Raw genomic sequence first — 17190 nt, forward strand, 5'->3', positions numbered from 1 at the left:
TGCCTACTTCTCCCCCCCCTGAGGAACGAGGCGCCGGATGACGCCTCAATGGTGTACATCGGCGGCGGGTATCCCGAGCTGCACTACGCCGAGCTCTCCAGCAGATAGGACCAGGAGGTGCCTCAGGGACCTTTCTGAGGCCGGCGTGCCCATAATGGCCGAGTGCGGGGGGGGACTGATGTACCTTGAGGATCACGCCTGGGACGGGAAGACGAAGTACGGCCTTGTTGGCATCTTCGGGGGGGGAGGTCACCTTCAGCAACAGGCTGACACTGGCCTACACCGAGCTCCTGTGCACAAGGGACAACTTCCTCTTCAGGAAGGGTGAGAGAGTGAGGGGGGGCACGAGTTCCATTACAGCTCGGTCTCGGATGCAGGGGGGGAGAAGGTGTTCAGGAACCTCATCGGAAAGGGCATAGACGGCAGCGACGGCCTTGTCAAGGGTAACACCATAGCGTCCTACTCGCACATAGACCTATCGAGGTACGGTAGGAGGCTTGCCAGGGCGATCGGTCACTGATCCTGGCCGTCCGGGTCATACTTCACTTCCAGGGTGACAGGCTTCCTGGAGAGGAGGTCATCAATCGTTGCCGTCAGCCTGTACACAAACGTCGTCCTCCCACGCCCAGGCCTGGCCTTCACTGCCATCCTCTGCACCACAGCCAGGCGCATCAGGCCGTGCACTGCGCTCGTTGCCCTGGACTGGGTTATACCGAGGAGCCCGACTATCTCCGCCATTGAAGCGCTATTGACCTGCTCGAGAAGTGCAAGGATCTTTGCCTGGTTCTTCGTGTAGTTTGCACGCCTCAGCATCTCATAAACCGTGTTCGCCCTTCCCACGTCCACGCCTGTATAATTGAGTAAAAACTACTTAACCATGTCGTATATCTTTTACATATTATTTTTCCTCATGAACCTCCATCCATGCACAGCCATGCCCCACCCCCATGCGCACCCCTGGCCCGGGTATGATGGTATCGGAGTTCTGACCTCTTCACACCACGAAGGGCGAGGGCTCTCATTCTCCTGTCAGGCCCTGGTACCATGGTTTGCTGAGCGGTGCCCGCACGTCTCCCGGAAAACGTGTGCAGTAGTGGTGATTTATACCACCTGAACATAGGGAATCAATGAAGTTCGAGCACGTCAGGGGGGGTTTCCGCGACCAGTACCCGGAGGACTACGAGCCAAGGGAAGTGATATTTAGGACTGCATCCAAGGCTGCGAGGCTCTTCGGTTACAGGCATGTTGATGTCCCGAGCGTCGAGTACCTTGACCTATATAGGGTGAAGTCTGGTGATGAACTGGTATCGCAGACCTTCGCCTTCAAGGACAGGGGGGGAGGCAGGGAGGTAACGCTGATACCTGAGGTCACGCCATCCGTTGTAAGGATGATAGCATCGAGGAAGGATCTGCCAAGGCCTGTGAGGTGGTTCAGCTTCCCCAAGGTGTGGAGGTACGAGGAGCCCCAGTCGGGTAGGCTCAGGGAGCACTTCCAGTTCAACGCAGACCTTTTCGGGGGGCAAAGGGGGGGCCAGCGGCGGACGCTGAGGTCATAGGCCTGGCAGCACACATCCTTGACCGCCTCGGCCTTGAGGGTCAGTACGAGGTGAGGGTCAACAACAGGAAGCTCATGGACAGCTTCCTGACCGGTGTGGGCGTGAAGGACATTGCTGGAGCATTCTCGGTGATAGACCGGTTCAGGAAGACCAGCAGGGAGGAGTTCCTGGACGGCCTGGAGGCCACAGGTGTGGACAGGTCCACGGCAGTGTCCATTGCTGAGGTGCTCTCGCAGAGGATCAGCTTCGATGACGTGGAGGAGAGGGTCTCCTCAATCATGGGGGGGAGAAGCGAAACTGTGACGGAGATAGTGAGGGAACTGAGGGAAATGAGGAAGCTCATCTCATGCTTCACACGCAGCCCTGTTGTGATGGACCTCTCCATAGTGAGGGGGGCTTGTCTTACTACACAGGCACGGTATTCGAGGCCTTTGACACTGCTGGGGGGGAACTGAGGGCAATACTGGGCGGTGGCCGCTACGATTCGCTCGGGGGGGAACTCCTTGCCGGGATCGACCTGCCTGCGGTGGGATTCGGCATGGGCGATGTCGTCATAGAGATACTGATGAGGAGGGTAGGTGCCTGGCGGGTTGAGAAGAAGGAGCCAAAGTTCTATGTCTGCATTGCCTCGAGCATGTTCCAGGAAGAGGCATTCTCCGTCGCTGCGGAGATAAGGAAGAGCGGTGGCTCTGCTGTGTGTGAAGTGAGCGAGCGCTCGCTTTCCGCCCAGCTGAAGAGCGCCTCTTCTGAGGGCTGCGACTTTGCTGTGATCCTGGGAGAGAGGGAAATCGAGGCGGGAGGCGTAACCATTAGGGATCTGGCCTCAGGGGGGGAGCAGGTGTCAGTAATGAGGGTCGATCTCCCAAGGTACGTGGCTGAAAGGGCCGCATCTCTGCATGGCCGTGGGCAGGGCAAAATTTATTAATGCTCTGCTCTATTACTTGACGGGATAACTTTGTCCATAGCGTTTGTGCTGGTGAGTACTGCTCCCGGTAAGGAACACGAGGTATACAATAAGATATCCAAGATCAACTACGTTGTCGAGATACACCCGCTGTTCGGAGAGTACGACCTGATCGTGAAGATAGACGCGAAGGACTACAGTGAACTTGGCAAAATTGTAATTGAGCAAATTCGTACGATCGAAGGAGTTATAGATACTAAGACGCTCACCGGTATAAAGCTGTGAGGTGCATAAGTTCATGAGCGTCGTCAACCCGTGGGATCCGTGGAACTGGGATATTTTCCTGCTCGTGATCCTGGCCCTGCTGGCACTATCCCTGATCATCCTGGGGGGGATACTGACCACATACTTCGGCAGCGGGAAGAGCAGGACTGTGGGCGTAGTGTTGCTCGTGGTAGGCATAGTTGTCGGTGTTCTCGACATATACACCGCGCACCCGTACTTCGGTGTTTCCTGGGTCCAGGAGGTCCTCATAGGTACCGTCTACTACGTTGTAGCGGCGATCATAGGTGCCGTGATAGGCCTCCTGATATTCCTCGGTGCAATAATGAAGACCTAAATGCAACACTATTTTTTACAAGGTGCGCATAAACCTTTAAGTGTTTTTCATGATCTCACCACAGAAGTTCATAGAGGAAGCGGTAGAGAACATAAGGTCGAACCTGAGCGGCAGGGGGGGCATACTGGCGTGTTCCGGTGGGCAGGACAGTTCACTCCTTGCCGTCCTGGCGAACATGGCCGTCGGTGACAGGGTATTGAGCGTCTTCGTGGACACAGGCCTCATAAGGGAAGGGGGGGAGAAAGAGAGGGTTGAGGCGTTTTTCAGGGAGCACAGAATAAACTACAGGATCATCGATGCATCCCGCCTCTTCCTCGATAGGCTGAGGGGTGTGACAGACCCGGAGCAGAAGAGGAAGGTGATAGGGAAGACATTCATCGATGTCCTGGAGGGGGCTGCCAGGGAATTCGGCGCTGACACACTCCTGCAGGGCACCATCGCACCGGACTGGATCGAGAGCGGAGGGAGCGTCAGGGACACCATCAAGAGCCACCACAACGTGGGCGGCCTCCCGGAGAAGATGAACCTCAGGCTGCTTGAGCCGCTCCGTGACCTGTACAAGGACGAGGTGCGCTCCATGTCCAGGCACCTGGGGGGGCCTGCCCCCACCAGGTACAACCATTCCCCGGCCCGGGGGGGCTTGCTGTCAGGGTCATAGGGGGGGAGGTCACGGAGGAGAGGCTGTCCATCCTGAGAAAGGCCACACAGATAGTGGAGAGAGAGGTTGAGAGCAGGCTTCCCGAGGGGGGGCAGAGGCCATGGCAGTACTTTGCTGTCCTCCTGCCTGTCAGGACAACTGGCGTCAAGGGCGACCGCAGGACCTATGGGTACACGGTTGCGGTGAGGATGGTCGATTCCATAGACGCGATGACCGGGACCTTCTCCAGGGTGGAGTGGGATCTTCTAGCTTCCATAGCCAGGGAGATAACGAACAGCATCCCCCGAGGTCAACAGGGTAGTCTACGACATAACGGACAAGCCGCCTGCCACCATAGAATGGGAGTGACAACCTTTATTTATGGGCCGATAATTAGGTGCAAGAATTCCGGCGCTGCCCTGGGGGGGCAGTCGCTATCGCGTGTAAAGGTGGTCTTGGTTATGCCAGAAGAGGTCACAGAGGAGCTCCTGATACCGGAGGACGAGTACCAGAAGTCAGGGGGGGTGCATATAGGGACACAGGTCAAGTCAAAGGACATGCAGAGGTTCATATTCAAGATAAGGAACGACGGCCTGTACATACTGGACATAAGGAAGACGAACCATGCCCTGATAACTGCAGGCAAAATGCTCAGCAGGTACGAGCCACAGGAGATCATGGTTGTTGCACAGAGGCAGTACGCCTTCAGGCCCGTGAACAAGTTCTCCGAGGTGGTGGGGGGGGCAAGGGCGATAATCGGCCGGTTCATCCCTGGCACGCTGACGAACCCGCAGCTGCCCACGTACCAGGAGGCGAAGGTCATAGTGGTAACGGACCCCCCCCTGGCCGATACACAGGCCATGAATGAGGCCAGCAAGATAGGTATCCCTATAATAGCCCTGTGCGACGCAAACAACAAGACCGACTTCGTTGACCTTGTAATACCGACAAACAACAAGGGAAGGAGGTCGCTGGCAGTTATATACTGGCTCCTGGCCAGGGAGATACTGAAGAACAGGGGGGGCATGATAAGCAGCTATGAGGACTTTAAGTATACCATAGACGACTTCGAGGCCCAGATCTGATATCTCTCAGCATTTCTTCCCTATTGAATGGGGGCAGCCTTTCTAACTGTCCTCGGGCCTGCGGGCATCGCATGACCTGATTCCAGGAACCCCCCCCAGCATTTATGGCATTCTTCTCTTTATTGCACGCTCTCAGGGCCCTGCTGTGCTGAAGTAGCTGCCTATGTCCCTGAGCCTCATCAGCTTCATGTAACTTATCTTCCCTGGCCTCACGTAAGCGAAGAGCATCTCCTTCCTGACAGCGTGGGCCACGCGGACAGCCCTGCTGATCCTGTAGAACTCGTCCCTATCCCCCCCAGTCATGTGTATGAGGTAGTCCGCGTGCTCCTCTATGCTGCTCCTATATGCCCTGAAGCTGGCACCGTACTTGAAGCCGGACTTCACTATCATGCCCCCCCTCTCCACAAGGTCCCTGAAGACCAGGTCCTGATCCTTTGTGCACTTCCCTGAAACGAAGGCACTCTCCTCCTCGTTGAGGAGCTTGAGCCCACCCACGGGCTCGCCGAACCATGGGGGCACGCTCCCTGGATCACAGAGCAGGCGGCCATCAAAGAGCTCAGTGCAACCTCCGGCGTCGGTGCTGAAACTGTTCGAACCGGCCGGTTCCTCCACTGATGATGAGAAGAAGGTTATGTCCCCCCCATCACCGTCTATGGCAGCCACTATGCACGGCGAGTGCTCGATCAGGAAATGCATGTCAACGGTGGAGCTCTCCTTCTGGACGACCACCTCTGTGCTCCCGACCCTCAGGACAGGGCCGTCCCTCCTGACCCTCAGGCCACGTTCCTTGAGCTCCATGAAGACTAGGAACATGTCAAGGTCTGTGCCGCTCCCCAGCAGCCTGCGCATTAGCGTTGCTGTGTCCGAATAAGCGTCATTCTCAGGCCTGATCTTTCCCTTCAGGAACAGGTACATGGCCTCGAAAGGGTGGAGGTGGAGAGCCCCCCCGTTGAAGAAGGTGCCTACCCTGTACCTGTTCACTATGAAGCTGGGACCCTTATCGTCCAGGATGAGGAAAGAGAGGTCACCGCTTATTGCCCTATGCATTGGCCTTCCTCTTCTGTGCTATCCTCGACACCAGGCCGTCAAGCAGAGAATTTATCAGGTTCTGGATTCCTTCCCCGTTCTTTGCAGCGACAAAGCAGTACTCGACACCATATTTCTTCTGGAGGCTCTTCATCTCGTCCTCCCAGACCACGGCCTCGTACTTCCTGTCAAGCTTGTTGCCCACAATGATGGTGAGGGGTCGCCTCTCGAGGCCGCTCACATACCTCACGATTTCCACCGCCTCTTCGTATGACGGCTGTTCCGTTATGTCCACAACAACCATCACGGCGTTTGAGTTCAGGATCGCGCTCGCTGAAGATTCCGAGCTGTCAAGCTCCTGGAACAGGAGCTCAGCTATGATCCTCCTGCTCCCCCCCAGGCTTGCACTGAAACGCTTCCTGAAAAGTTCACGCTTCATGCCGATCGCCGCGTCTGAATCGTAGACTATCCTGGAAATCAGTGAAGTTTTTCCAGACCCCCCCTTAGCCCCCCCTGTGACCGAGACCTTCCACGTGACACGATCGGCATCCATTCCTGCTTCCATCAATAGGCTTATTTTATACTTTTTGCTGAAAATGCACGGCCCATCGAATATTTATTAGAGTATGTGGTATTACAGCACGGTAGTATGAAATTTAATTTCTCGTCCTACCTGGACTTCATGAGGCCCTCTGAGATCAGGGAACTGGCCAAGTATGCCACAAGCAAGGACATCATCTCCTTTGGGGGGGAGGTATGCCGAACCCCGCCACTTTTCCCAAGGATAGGCTGAAGGAGATCATGGTGGATGTCCTCGACCGTGACGGTGACGCTGCACTGCAGTACGGGAACACGGCCGGTCTCAACAGCCTTAGGGAGGAGCTGGTCGGGTTCCTGAAAAGGACTGAGGGCATAGACTGCGCGCCCGAGGACATAATAATAACCTCTGGCTCCCAGCAGGCTCTCTACGCCATCGGTAAGTTGCTCTGCAACCCGGGCGATGGCGTGATAACTGAGGACCCTACATATGTTGGGGCCATCTCCGCCTTCAACGCCAACGCCATCAGGATGCACGGTGTCCCCCCCATGGACGGTCAGGGGGTTGTGGTTGATGTACTCGAGGAAAAGGTCAGGTCCTTAGTCTCGAAGGGGAAGGCGCCCCCCCGGTTCATATACCTCATACCCAACTTCCAGAACCCGACGGGGGGGAGGACGCTGACGGAGAAAAGGAGGCAGGAAGTCATCAGGATAGCGAGCGAGTACGGGATACCTGTGGTCGAGGACAACCCATACGGGGAACTCAGGTACAGCGGTGAAAGGGTCAGGAGCATCAGGAGCCTGGACGGCTCCGTGATATACCTGGGCACGTTCTCGAAGGTCATGACGCCTGGCCTCAGGCTTGGGTACATAGTGGCGCCCAGGGAGGTGACGGAAAAGGTCAACCTGCTGAAACAGGCCCTGGACCTTGCCACAAACTCCTTCTCACAGTACGTGGCCACAGAATACATCAGGAGGGGGGGCATAATATACGAGCAGATCAGGTTCAACGTTGAGCTCTACAGGAAGAGGAGGGACGCCATGGTCAGGGCGCTCAGGGAGGAGATGGGCGACATGGCCGACTTCTCCGTCCCTGACGGTGGCATGTTCATATGGGTGACCCTTAACAACAGCGTAGACACCTCCAGGATGTTGATTGACGCCATCAAGGCGGGCGTAACGTATGTGAGCGGGCAGGCCTTTGCACCCAACGGTGGCCACGAGCACTCCATGAGGCTCAACTTCACCTTCCCGTCCGAGGAAAAGATATACGAGGGCGTGAGGAGACTCAGGTCGGTGATACTGAGCAGGGCACAGGAAGCGGTCAGCTGAGATGATAACGATAGTCGGGGGGGGCACCTTTGCGTACATGCACAGGGGGGGCCACAGGGCCATGCTCAGAGCCGCCGCGGAGTCCGGAAACGAAGTGATAGTGGGCCTCACCACCGATAGGTACCTGAGGGAACACAAGGCATACAGCGGCCCGAATTACGAAGAAAGGAAGAGAGGATAGAGGAGTTCCTATCAACGTTCGGGATCAGGTTCACGGTACAGCCACTGGACACGCAGACGGGCAACTCCGAGACCTCGGAGCAGTACAGTGCAATAGTCGTCTCTCCGGAGACCCAGGAGAGGGCCATGGCCATAAACAAGAACAGGGAGAGGGCGGGCCTGAGGCCCCCTCAGGATAATAAAGGTCCCGTACATTCTGGCCTCGGACCTGTTCCCAATATCCTCCACCAGGATATACATGGGGGGGGAGATAGACACGGAGGGGGGGCGGAGGGTATCCCCCGCTCAGGGTGGGCATATCCACTGGCAACGCACTGAAGGAGCAGGTCACGAAGGCGTTCTTCGAGAGGATGGCCGGGAACGTGCAGGTCTTCAGGAACACAGAGTATTCCACTGGGAGCCAGCAGCCCATGGGTGAGGACACCGTGGCCTTTGCAAGGGACCGGGCCTTCGCAGCGCTCAGGTCCCTGGACTATGGCATCGGGATAGAATCTGGCTGCTTCTGGTCCCCGCTGACGGGGGGGAAGGTGTTCGATGTGCACGTCTGTGCAGTTGTGGACCGATACGGTTACATTACCTACGGAATGAGCTCAGGCTTCGAGGTGCCGGAGCCCATCGTGGAAAGGATCAAGAGAGGCCAGACCACGTCCCAGGCATACTTCGAGCTGACAGGTGAGGAGAACATAGGTAACTCAGAGGGGGGGATAGTGGGAAGGCTGAGCAGGTCCAGTGTCACCAGGGCCAGCCTCATTGAAGAATCGCTGAGGAACGCATTGATACCCAGGATGGACCCTGAGTTCTATGGCAGGAGGAGGTTCGCCACCTGAAACGCCCGATGCAGCCACTCCTCCTAAAGTCCGGTCAGGGTCTTGCCCGAGCTGAGTATGCTGAGCACCTCCTCATCCGAGACCTGCTCAAACCTCTCGTAGTACTGGCTTATTGCTATCATGTCGTCATATGATTCCACGGTGAGCACCTCGTCAACGGACTGCGCAACCTCCCTTACCACAGACCTCTGTGCCACGGGTACAGCCACCACTATTGATCTCGGCGACTTCTTCTCCAGGTACCGGACGGCTGCCATGACGGTTGCCCCCCCCGTGGCCATACCGTCGTCAACTACGAAGACGTCCTTTCCGCTTACCTGCATCAGTTCCCTTCCTGACCTGTAGAGCCTCCTCCTTTCCTCCATCTCCCTCGCCTTTGCCCTTGCCAGGCCCTCTATGTACTTCTCATCTATGCCCAGTCCGTTTATGAGGCCCTGGTTCAGGTAAATATTCCTCGAGCTCTCGCAGATCGCGCCTACAGCAAGTTCAGGCTCCAGCGGAGCCCCCCCGAGCTTGCTGCATATGATCACGTCCATGGGACAGCCGAGTCTCGCACTGACCTCCGCGCCCACCACAACCCCCCCACCCCCCCTGGGGATGGCGAGGACAATCGGCGAGGTTGCCCCCCCGTACTTTATGACCACCTCTGCGAGCCTCTTTCCTGCCTCTGCCCTGTCCCGGAACACCTTTTACCGACCGTGTGTATGTACGGAAAAGGGGGTATTTATTCTTTCATTGCATCCATTGGGCCAGGATAGCCGGCGCAGCATGCAAGGGTATTCCGTGGGGCGTGCCTATAGAAAGGATAATATAGAGTGGCACTGTCATGTGCAGGTGGCCCAGGGAATGCAGAGTTCGCAGGCGCAACCCCCCCTAACCAGTCTCCTGATAATCCTCTCCCTCATAGGGGGCATCCTGATACTGATAAATGCCATCGTGTCGCTCATAGCGGCACTGGTCTACTTCAGGGTCTCGATCGGCGTGTTCACCGTGAACCCCCTTCAGTACGAGCAGGGCTGCCCTGGTCCTGCTCGGGGTCATCCTCAGCGTGATTGGCCTGGCAATAGGCTTCATGGTGATCAGGCAGACAAACCGCGTGGCCGCCGATCGCCTCAACGGGAGGCTCTGGCTAACAATCACGGTACTTGCAGTGCTGGCGTTCATATTTGACAACGGATACGTGGTAGGTGCCATCCTGGCCCTGATCGCAGGCATAGTGGGGGGGTACGTGATCAGCGCCGGCAACTTCAACCTCGGCTGGTTCTCGCCGGAGAGGAGGGTGTGCCTGAAGTGCGGTGCAATCGTCCCCCTCCGACGCGAAGTTCTGCCCGCAGTGCGGCTCAGAGCTCCAAGGAAAGGGGGGGGTAACTGAGCGGATTCTGACCAGCAACGGTTAAGTACTGATGCTACATTAATACATGATAGGTATGGTAACCAAGGAACAGATCCTTGAAGCCCTCAAGGAGGTCTCTGATCCGGAGATAGGGATGGATGTTGTGAACCTCGGCCTGATATACGATATACAGATCAACGGGGGGGACAGGGTATACATAAAGATGACAATGACTGCGCCAACATGCCCGGTCACGCCCTGGATACTGGCGGAGGCGCAGAAGGTGATTGAGAACCTTGAAGGAGTGGAGGCTGCGGACATAGAGCTGGTGTGGGACCCACCGTGGAACCCGAGCATGATGTCCCCCAGAGGCAAGGGCAGAGCTGAACCTCTGAACGGGGGGCACCCGTGTTTTCCCTTTATCTGTGTGGTTACTGCTGATGCGGGTTTTCCTGCTTGATTTGGCCTCTTATTCGTTAGGTCGGTTGGGCTGCGATGGCTCCATGGGATGACGGGCCCACGCATGCGCTCTGATCGCCAGCCCATGCTGACCGTAAGAGATCGCGGGTTTACTGGTCTGGCAGTTACTCCAGGGAATCGTCCATACTGCCTGGAGCATTCCGGGCAGTGCGGCCTGCCTTTCGCATGTAACCGCAGGTTGTCCTTTCGCGTCCAGATGTACGGACTGCTGAGAACATATGTGCCTGCCGTGGCTCTCGACCAATCCTTAAATAGCCTTTATATAGTCAGTCAATATAAAGAACGAAAGGGTTATTTATGAGCGAGAGAGAAAAGATTACCATTGAGAATATTGTGGCCTCCACTTCTCTTGCGGAGCACCTTGACCTGAGCAGGATCGCGCTTGCACTGGACGGTTCTGAGTACGAGCCAGAGCAATTCCCCGGACTCATATACAGGCTCCAGGAGCCCAAGACTGCAGTGCTCATATTCAGGAGCGGGAAGGTGAACTGCACTGGGGGGGCGAAGAACCTGGCAAACGTGAAGCTCACCATAGACACGATAATCCAGAAGCTGAAGAAGGCTGGCATAGAGGTCTACGACAACCCGGAGATCATCGTGCAGAACATCGTTGCAGTATACGACCTGGAGGCAAAGCTGAACCTCACCGACATAGCGATGTCGCTTGGGCTTGAAAACGTTGAGTACGAGCCAGAGCAGTTCCCCCGGCCTGGTATACAGGGTTGAGGAGCCGAAGGTCGTGCTCCTCCTCTTCGGGTCAGGGAAGGTGGTGTGCACAGGCGCAAAGGAGGAGAGCGAGATCGAGCAGGCAGTTGTGAAGGTTAAGAAGGAGCTCCAGAAGGTGGGGCTCATCTAGCGACAGCCCTTGATTATTTCCCTGATCAGGGACGTGGCGTATATGCCACGCCCCCAGTGCGAATTCCAACGTGTTGTCCCCCGGAGAAAGAGAAGCCCACCGGGCTGGCTATCACAGGCCTCCTGCTCCCTGATGACGAGAGCTCCGGATAGCCCTTCACCCTGAAGTCGCCGGGTGACACACCCTCTGAATCGAGGATGTGCGCTTCCAGTTCCCCCTGGTACCCTCCTGCAGCCTCGTAAGAGTAGCCTGGCAGGAAGGCGGTTATCCTCACCCTGCCCTCGCCGCAGAGCCTGCCTATCTTCTCAATGTTGTACCTGTCCACCCTTATGAAGTTGCCAGATGGGTTCGAGTACCGGTCCACGGGCACGCAGATGTCACCTATCAATGGTTCTGTGAGGCTGCCCAGATCGCTCAGCCTCCTGGAGACTGCCAGGTTGAACAGGTATGACTGGTACGCGTGTACAAACATCATGGCCAGGTTCCTGGGCAGTGCGTTGAAGGCGCCAAGAAGGGTGCCGTGCTCCAGGGCATAGCCTATGATGGCCCTCTCGAACTTTAGGCCCTGCGGGTACTCAGCCATGGCCCTCACCATGTCGCCAGTCTGCCCGAAGGAGATACGGAACTCATCCGTGTCAAGCTCAGGGTCGTAGAGGTACCTCCTGGCAGCCCCTTCGTAGTCCCCCCCGGCGACCAGGAGCTTTCCCACAGTGTGTGTATTGGTCCTGAGGGAGCCGAACCTCTGGAGGCCAAAGAAGTTTGGGAATCCCCCCCTTTCGAAAGCATCTCCCGCACGGTTTCTTCCACGTGGCCCCCCCTGAGGTCCGAGGCAGATGATATCCTAACCCTGAACCTGTTTCCCACAAGGTCACCGAGCCTGAGCATCCTGTCCGTCCTGAACCACTCCAGTATCTCCGCATCCCTTATCCTGATCGAGCCAGGGTCTACGGGTGCATTGATGCAGAAGTACTGTGTTGTGATCCCGTGCTTGTCCTTCGTCCCGGCGTAGGTGATCCTCTTCCTGCTTATCCTGAGCCTGTCAGCCAGCTCGATGAGGAAGGCGTTGGTATCCCACGACCTCAGCCTCACCTTGAGCACCCAGTACCTGCCGGCCTCCGATGGCTCCAGGCCCAAAGGTATTTCCTCAACCACAAAGTCCTCTGGGCTCTCCTTTATCGATGCCACCACAGGGGGCGTGGACGTGATGTACCCGTATATGCCACAGGCCCTTTCGGCCCAGCACTCGTCCCTCAGGTGTATTCCCTTATCACCTCGTACCTGTTGTTCCTTTCCACAGGCACCATGCCTATCTGCTTTATTCCGGATATTATCGTCTCCTTCCTGAGGTTGCCCACCTGTTTTCCCGTGGCCGGTATCACCCTCTCGTCGTAAATTGTTCCTCCCCCCCAGTCGTTGGCGCCGTAGAGTATGGCCATCTGCCCCCCCATCTGGACACCGTTCGTGAGCCAGGAGCTCTGTATGGTATCCAGGTGGCCGCTGAAAACAATCCTTGAGATCGCAATGTTCCTCAGCACTTCCTGCCCACCGGCCCTGTAGGTGACCTTCCCCCCCTCTTTCTGTAGCCTTGTGCCACCAGGCTCGAAGTTCCAGGGGGTGAATGAAAGGAAGCCGTGGTATTTCTTCTGCAGCTCCAGGATCGACAGGAGGTGGCGTGCCCTGTCCCTGCTCGTCTCCAGGTGGCCGAACATCATGGTTGCGGATGTCTTTATGCCCATGGAGTGTGCAGTCTCCATGACGCTGAGCCACTCCTTCCCGCTCATGGGCGGCCTCCCTATTTTCTTCCTCACCTCAGGGTCAAATATCTCCGCCCCCCCTGCCCCCCCCGGGATCGTTTCCAGGCCAGCCTCGCGGAGCGGGATATGACCTCCCTTACACTCATCTTCTCTTTCCTCGATATGAATGAAATCTCAGATGTGGAGAGGCCGTGAATGCCAAGCTCCGGGAACCTCTCCCTTATAGCCCTGAAGAGGTCCTCATAGTACTCTATCCCGAGGCTGGGGGTTCACGCCCCCCCCTGAATGAGGAGCTGCCTTATGCCGTACCTATCATAGAAGAGTGATATCCTCTCCAGGACCTGCTCCCTAGTCATCGTGTATGCATCGCTCTCCGTGCCTGTCCTGTAGAAGGCGCAGAAATGGCACCTGACGTTGCACACATTCGTGTAGTTCAGTATCATGTTCGACACAAACGAAATCCTGTTCCCGGTGGCCTGTCTGCCAGCTCTCTGGCAAGGGCACCCAGGCTGTGCAGATCCGCCTCCTCATACATGTAGATGATGTCGTCCTCGGTGAGCGTATCTCCGGATCTGACACTCTCGCTGAGCCAGGCCAGGTCTTCCATCACCAGCCTATTTTAGATTCGCATTTAACCTTTGTTCAAGGAGTAAGTTACACATTGCCCCCCTGATAAACGGTTATAACCGATAAAGCACTGCGGAAAGCATGCCCAGGCAGAGCACATACTCCATCGACTACTGGTTTGACACCATAACCTCGGGCCACAGGCTGAGCTATGAGGAGGCCCTCTCCCTGATGGACGAGCTCTCCCTCTACGACATGATGAGCTCGCCAACCGCCTGACGTCGGTTCAGGTGGGTGACACCGTGACCTATGCCGTGTCCTACAACATAAACTACTCAAACTACTGCGCAGCAAGCTGCCCCATATGCGCCTTCTACGTGCCAGCGAAGCTGAAGGGCAAGACCCAGAGGGGGGGGTATGAACTAACCGTCGATGACGTGAAGAGGGAGCTGGAAAAGGCCAGGGGGGGCCTGGGGGGGGCAACTGAAATACACATAGTGGGTGGCTTCAATCCCTACCTCCCCCTGGAGTACTACGAGGAGGTCTTCAGGACAGTGAAGAAGTACATGCCGGATGCCACCCTGAAGGCACTGACAATACCGGAGATAGACTTCATAGCGAGGACAACAGGCAACAGCCTGAAGGAGACTGTGCTTAGGCTAAAGGAGGCGGGGGGGATGGAGGCTCACACCGGCGGTGGCGCTGAGATCTTCGACCCTGAGGTGAGGAAGCAGATAACAACAAAGGAGAAGATAAGCGGCGAGAAGTGGCTTGAGGACGCTAAGGTTATACACTCCCTAGGAGTGCCCGGGAACTCCACGATGACCTACGGGCATGTGGAGGAGTGGAAGCACATAGTGGACCACATAATCAAGATAAGGGAGAACCAGAGGGAGGTGCCCGGGTTCCTGTCGTTCATACCCCCTCAAGTTCAGCCCCGAGAACACACCACTTAAAAAAATGGGAAAGGTGACCATGCCTGCCAGCGGTGACAAGGACCTGAAGGTGATAGCGCTGGCGAGGATACTTGCTGGCGAGGACCTGAGGAACATAAGCGTCTACTGGGTCTCAATTGGCAAGGAGATAGCGCAGGTGGCCCTGAACGGTGGAGGGAGCGACCTGGTTGGCACCGCATACAGCGAGAAGATATTCGGGGGGGCAACTGACAGGCACGAGGCCACCACTGTGGAGGAGATGAACGAGATCGTGTGGCAGGCAGGCAAGATACCTGCGCAGAGAGACACGTTCTACAGGATCAGGGCCTACGCCTGAGGTGTATGTAATCCCCCCTGGCGCAGGCCCTGCAGTTCACGTTCCTCTCAACCCTCACCTTCTGCACTGACAGCTCTCTGGCGTCAACGAAGTAGAGTGCCCCGTCATCGCGCCTCCTCAGAACGTTTAGGAGCACTGAGAAGGCCATGGCGGATACCAGTGAGGGCACAGAGGCCAGGACACCGATCTGGGAGCATGTGGGGAGTTCGGGCAGGCTCTCTGGCATGAAGCAGGCAAGGCACGAGGTCAGGCCAGGGGGGGTGTAGGCCTTTATCTGGCCGTACTCCTCTATGGCACTCATGTGCACCAGAGGTTTTCCGAGCTTCACGCATGCATCGTTTGCGACCATTGCAGCCTCCAGGCTGTCGGTGCATTCCACAACCAAGTCTGCACCCGACACGAGTGTCGTGGCGTTCTCCGGTGAGAACTCTTCAGGAATGCATGTGAGCTTAGTGCCTGAGCCTATGGCACTCAGCTTCCTTTCAGCAACCTCTGCCTTGGGCTCGCCCACATCCCCCGCAGTGAAGAGCACCTGCCGCTGGACGTTGGATATCGAAACATAGTCCATGTCCACCAGTGTAAGGGACCCGAAGCCTGACCGGACTATGAGCTCCGCCATCAGCCCCCTGTTCCACCGGCACCGACCAGGAGCACCGACGTTCTGGAGACAAGGTCCTGCATCTCCCTGCCCCCCCAGGAAGCCAGCCTGAGGTGCCTGGAGAATAGTGCCTCATTCTCCTGCAACCATGCCGCCCCCCCCGAAGATCTCCCTGAACAGCTCACCGAGTTTCTCTCCGGTGACCTGGACTTCACCCGCACCGATCCTGGCCACCCTGGCATCCATGTCGATCACGATTCCGGCTTCACCTGGTACGAACGACCTGAAGCCCTCCACTATGAACATGTCAGCCTTCACGTGGCTGATTATCATATCCGGGTCCATACGCTCTGCAAAACTGGCGAAAGTCACGTCCCTCGACACGCCAAAGGATGCATAGGCTCCCCCCCCGGAAAATACACGCCAGGTGTCCTTCCCCCCCTCTGTATCCAGGGTCTCGTCCCCCCCATGCGGTATGTTCTTGATGTAAACGCAGCGGAGTCCCCTCCTCCTGGCCTCCGCTGCCAGCCTCTCCGCGATCCATGTCTTGCCGGAGCCCGACCTCCCCCCTCAGTACGACTATCAGTGGCCCCCCCATGCTCCGTCACCCCCCCTTGACAGAAGGTAGTGGCTCACCTTCCACCTGCCCTCACCGCCAGAGTAACGCAGGTATGAACACCCCCCCATCCTCCTGGCCAGCGCAGCCGCTTCGTCCTCAGAGGTGGCGTGGAAGAGCGCCTTTCCCTGCAGGTACCTTGCGATCTGTTCCTCGTCCTCCCAGAGCAGCGGCGATATTATGGTTTCCGTGTTCCCGAACGAGACCATGTCAATGCCCTCCTCCACCACGGCGACCGTCCTGAACTCCCCCCCGGTCTGTGTGCTCGCAACACACATTTCCGCCTCCCCCCCCTCCTCAGGCGTCCAGCGCAGCCTGTTCCTCCATTGGGACGACCCTCAGGCCACCGATCTGGGCCGAGAAATGCTTCATGGCATGCCTCACGGAGCACGCCACTATCCCCCCCTCTCCGCCTCCAAGGTTCTGCCTGTATAGCCTGACGCCCACGCTTTCACCCGCCCCCCCCACGGGGCTGTCCAGTTCAACGAAGCCGTCCACGTCTGCAAGCCTGGATATGGACCCAGATAGGCCCTGGATGGGGGGGTGCGCCAGCATACGGCCCGGCTTGCCGGTGACCTTCACCGGCACAAGCAGCGTCTTGCCCTCTGATGGCGATACGGCTCTGGCCATGGTAGCCTGCAGGAGCGGCTGGTTTGTGGAGTACCCTGCACACCTCAGGATGGGTTCGAGAAAGACTGCCGTCAGCATCATTGTCGATGATACGGGAAAGCCGGGGAGGCCTATCACCGGGTGGTCCCCGTTGAGTGCCAGGAGGGTTGGCATGCCTGGCCTCACACGGATGCCGTGGAACACTATTCCAGGTTCCATCCTGGCCACGATCTCCCTGACAAGGTCGTGCCTGCCCACCGAGGTGCCGCCGGAGACCACCGTTATATGGTTCTCCGCCATGCTCCGCTGGAGGGCCCTCCCTATCTCGTCCTCGCTGTCCCTGACAGGGCCGTAGTACCTCGGCAATATGCCCCTGTAACTGGAGAAAAGGGAGAAGAGTGC

Annotated in this window: 16 protein-coding genes and 8 pseudogenes; 14 read left to right on the top strand and 10 right to left on the bottom strand. The window is 57.2% G+C overall.

What is annotated here, in order from left to right; translation table 11 throughout:
- Positions 1–154: 154 nt before the first annotated feature.
- Positions 155–328, top strand: coding sequence for a hypothetical protein (locus JCM13583_RS13815; RefSeq protein ID WP_171823424.1), 174 nt, complete (start codon positions 155–157; stop codon positions 326–328).
- Between the two features lie 12 nt (positions 329–340).
- Positions 341–520 (top strand): annotated as a pseudogene (locus tag JCM13583_RS12070) (hypothetical protein); the annotation flags it as partial.
- Here the strand turns inward: JCM13583_RS12070 and JCM13583_RS03990 are convergent.
- On the bottom strand, positions 514–846 hold the full coding sequence (locus JCM13583_RS03990) for a hypothetical protein (RefSeq protein ID WP_075056774.1): 333 nt from the start codon (positions 844–846) through the stop codon (positions 514–516). The pseudogene JCM13583_RS12070 and the gene JCM13583_RS03990 overlap by 7 nt on opposite strands.
- 281 nt (positions 847–1127) lie before the next feature.
- Between JCM13583_RS03990 and JCM13583_RS03995 the strand changes: the two are divergent.
- The 5 genes and pseudogenes from JCM13583_RS03995 (at position 1128) to JCM13583_RS04015 (ending at position 4801) form a co-directional block, all read left to right on the top strand.
- A pseudogene (locus tag JCM13583_RS03995) lies at positions 1128–2481 on the top strand (histidine--tRNA ligase).
- A 30-nt stretch (positions 2482–2511) separates the two neighbouring features.
- The gene (locus JCM13583_RS04000; protein WP_075056775.1) at positions 2512–2745 is read left to right on the top strand and encodes an Lrp/AsnC ligand binding domain-containing protein; all 234 of its coding nucleotides are present in this window, start codon (positions 2512–2514) and stop codon (positions 2743–2745) included.
- 13 nt (positions 2746–2758) lie between these two features.
- Positions 2759–3079: a hypothetical protein gene (locus JCM13583_RS04005; protein ID WP_075056795.1), complete on the top strand. Its 321-nt coding sequence runs from the start codon at positions 2759–2761 to the stop codon at positions 3077–3079.
- Between the two features lie 49 nt (positions 3080–3128).
- A pseudogene (gene guaA, locus JCM13583_RS04010) lies at positions 3129–4085 on the top strand (glutamine-hydrolyzing GMP synthase subunit GuaA).
- A gap of 92 nt (positions 4086–4177) precedes the next feature.
- Positions 4178–4801 carry a 30S ribosomal protein S2 gene (locus JCM13583_RS04015; RefSeq protein ID WP_075056776.1) on the top strand — a complete coding sequence of 208 codons (624 nt, stop codon included), beginning with the start codon at positions 4178–4180 and terminating at the stop codon, positions 4799–4801.
- 132 nt (positions 4802–4933) lie between these two features.
- On the opposite strand, the gene JCM13583_RS04020 is transcribed toward JCM13583_RS04015, so the two are convergent.
- Both JCM13583_RS04020 and JCM13583_RS04025 read right to left on the bottom strand, forming a co-directional pair.
- Entirely contained in the window at positions 4934–5848 is a 915-nt protein-coding gene (locus JCM13583_RS04020) for a hypothetical protein (protein WP_075056777.1), read from the bottom strand.
- Positions 5841–6380, bottom strand: a complete 540-nt coding sequence (locus JCM13583_RS04025) for a GTPase domain-containing protein (protein WP_075056778.1) — start codon at positions 6378–6380, stop codon at positions 5841–5843. The genes JCM13583_RS04020 and JCM13583_RS04025 overlap by 8 nt, the downstream gene beginning before the upstream one ends.
- 96 nt (positions 6381–6476) lie before the next feature.
- Between JCM13583_RS04025 and JCM13583_RS04030 the strand changes: the two are divergent.
- The 3 genes and pseudogenes from JCM13583_RS04030 to JCM13583_RS12080 all read left to right on the top strand — a co-directional run bounded on the left by JCM13583_RS04030 (position 6477) and on the right by JCM13583_RS12080 (position 8703).
- Positions 6477–7696 (top strand): annotated as a pseudogene (locus JCM13583_RS04030) (PLP-dependent aminotransferase family protein).
- Between the two features lies 1 nt (position 7697).
- Entirely contained in the window at positions 7698–7877 is a 180-nt protein-coding gene (locus JCM13583_RS12075) for an adenylyltransferase/cytidyltransferase family protein (protein WP_162509356.1), read from the top strand.
- Positions 7878–8166: 289 nt separating this feature from the next.
- Complete coding sequence (locus tag JCM13583_RS12080) at positions 8167–8703, top strand: DUF84 family protein (protein WP_162509357.1); 537 nt, start codon at positions 8167–8169, stop codon at positions 8701–8703.
- A gap of 23 nt (positions 8704–8726) precedes the next feature.
- On the opposite strand, the gene JCM13583_RS04040 is transcribed toward JCM13583_RS12080, so the two are convergent.
- Positions 8727–9389, bottom strand: a complete 663-nt coding sequence (locus JCM13583_RS04040) for a hypothetical protein (RefSeq protein ID WP_075056779.1) — start codon at positions 9387–9389, stop codon at positions 8727–8729.
- 362 nt (positions 9390–9751) lie between these two features.
- On the opposite strand from JCM13583_RS04040, the gene JCM13583_RS04045 reads away from it, so the two are divergent.
- The 3 genes and pseudogenes from JCM13583_RS04045 to JCM13583_RS04055 all read left to right on the top strand — a co-directional run bounded on the left by JCM13583_RS04045 (position 9752) and on the right by JCM13583_RS04055 (position 11372).
- Positions 9752–10075 (top strand): hypothetical protein, encoded by a 324-nt coding sequence (locus tag JCM13583_RS04045; protein WP_075056780.1) that lies wholly within the window; start codon positions 9752–9754, stop codon positions 10073–10075.
- Between the two features lie 55 nt (positions 10076–10130).
- Positions 10131–10496, top strand: a complete 366-nt coding sequence (locus tag JCM13583_RS04050) for a metal-sulfur cluster assembly factor (protein WP_162509361.1) — start codon at positions 10131–10133, stop codon at positions 10494–10496.
- A 317-nt stretch (positions 10497–10813) separates the two neighbouring features.
- Positions 10814–11372 (top strand): annotated as a pseudogene (locus JCM13583_RS04055) (TATA-box-binding protein).
- A gap of 25 nt (positions 11373–11397) precedes the next feature.
- Here the strand turns inward: JCM13583_RS04055 and truD are convergent.
- Positions 11398–12210 (bottom strand): tRNA pseudouridine(13) synthase TruD, encoded by an 813-nt coding sequence (truD, locus tag JCM13583_RS04060; protein ID WP_162509358.1) that lies wholly within the window; start codon positions 12208–12210, stop codon positions 11398–11400.
- A gap of 412 nt (positions 12211–12622) precedes the next feature.
- A pseudogene (locus JCM13583_RS04070) lies at positions 12623–13733 on the bottom strand (CofH family radical SAM protein).
- Positions 13734–13834: 101 nt separating this feature from the next.
- On the opposite strand from JCM13583_RS04070, the pseudogene JCM13583_RS04075 reads away from it, so the two are divergent.
- Positions 13835–14965, top strand: a pseudogene (locus tag JCM13583_RS04075) (radical SAM protein).
- On the opposite strand, the gene JCM13583_RS04080 reads toward JCM13583_RS04075, so the two are convergent.
- From JCM13583_RS04080 to JCM13583_RS04095, 4 genes and pseudogenes are all read right to left on the bottom strand, one after another.
- Positions 14949–15584: a HesA/MoeB/ThiF family protein gene (locus tag JCM13583_RS04080; protein WP_075056782.1), complete on the bottom strand. Its 636-nt coding sequence runs from the start codon at positions 15582–15584 to the stop codon at positions 14949–14951. The pseudogene JCM13583_RS04075 and the gene JCM13583_RS04080 sit on opposite strands and share 17 nt — an antisense overlap.
- Positions 15585–15695: 111 nt before the next feature.
- On the bottom strand, positions 15696–16103 hold the full coding sequence (locus JCM13583_RS12085) for a molybdopterin-guanine dinucleotide biosynthesis protein MobB (protein WP_162509359.1): 408 nt from the start codon (positions 16101–16103) through the stop codon (positions 15696–15698).
- A 42-nt stretch (positions 16104–16145) separates the two neighbouring features.
- Positions 16146–16457, bottom strand: a complete 312-nt coding sequence (locus JCM13583_RS04090) for a hypothetical protein (RefSeq protein WP_075056784.1) — start codon at positions 16455–16457, stop codon at positions 16146–16148.
- 19 nt (positions 16458–16476) lie between these two features.
- A pseudogene (locus JCM13583_RS04095) lies at positions 16477–17190 on the bottom strand (hypothetical protein); the annotation flags it as partial.

This window comes from Thermogymnomonas acidicola JCM 13583, assembly GCF_001316105.1.
GTDB classification, from domain to species: Archaea; Thermoplasmatota; Thermoplasmata; order Thermoplasmatales; family Thermoplasmataceae; genus Thermogymnomonas; species Thermogymnomonas acidicola.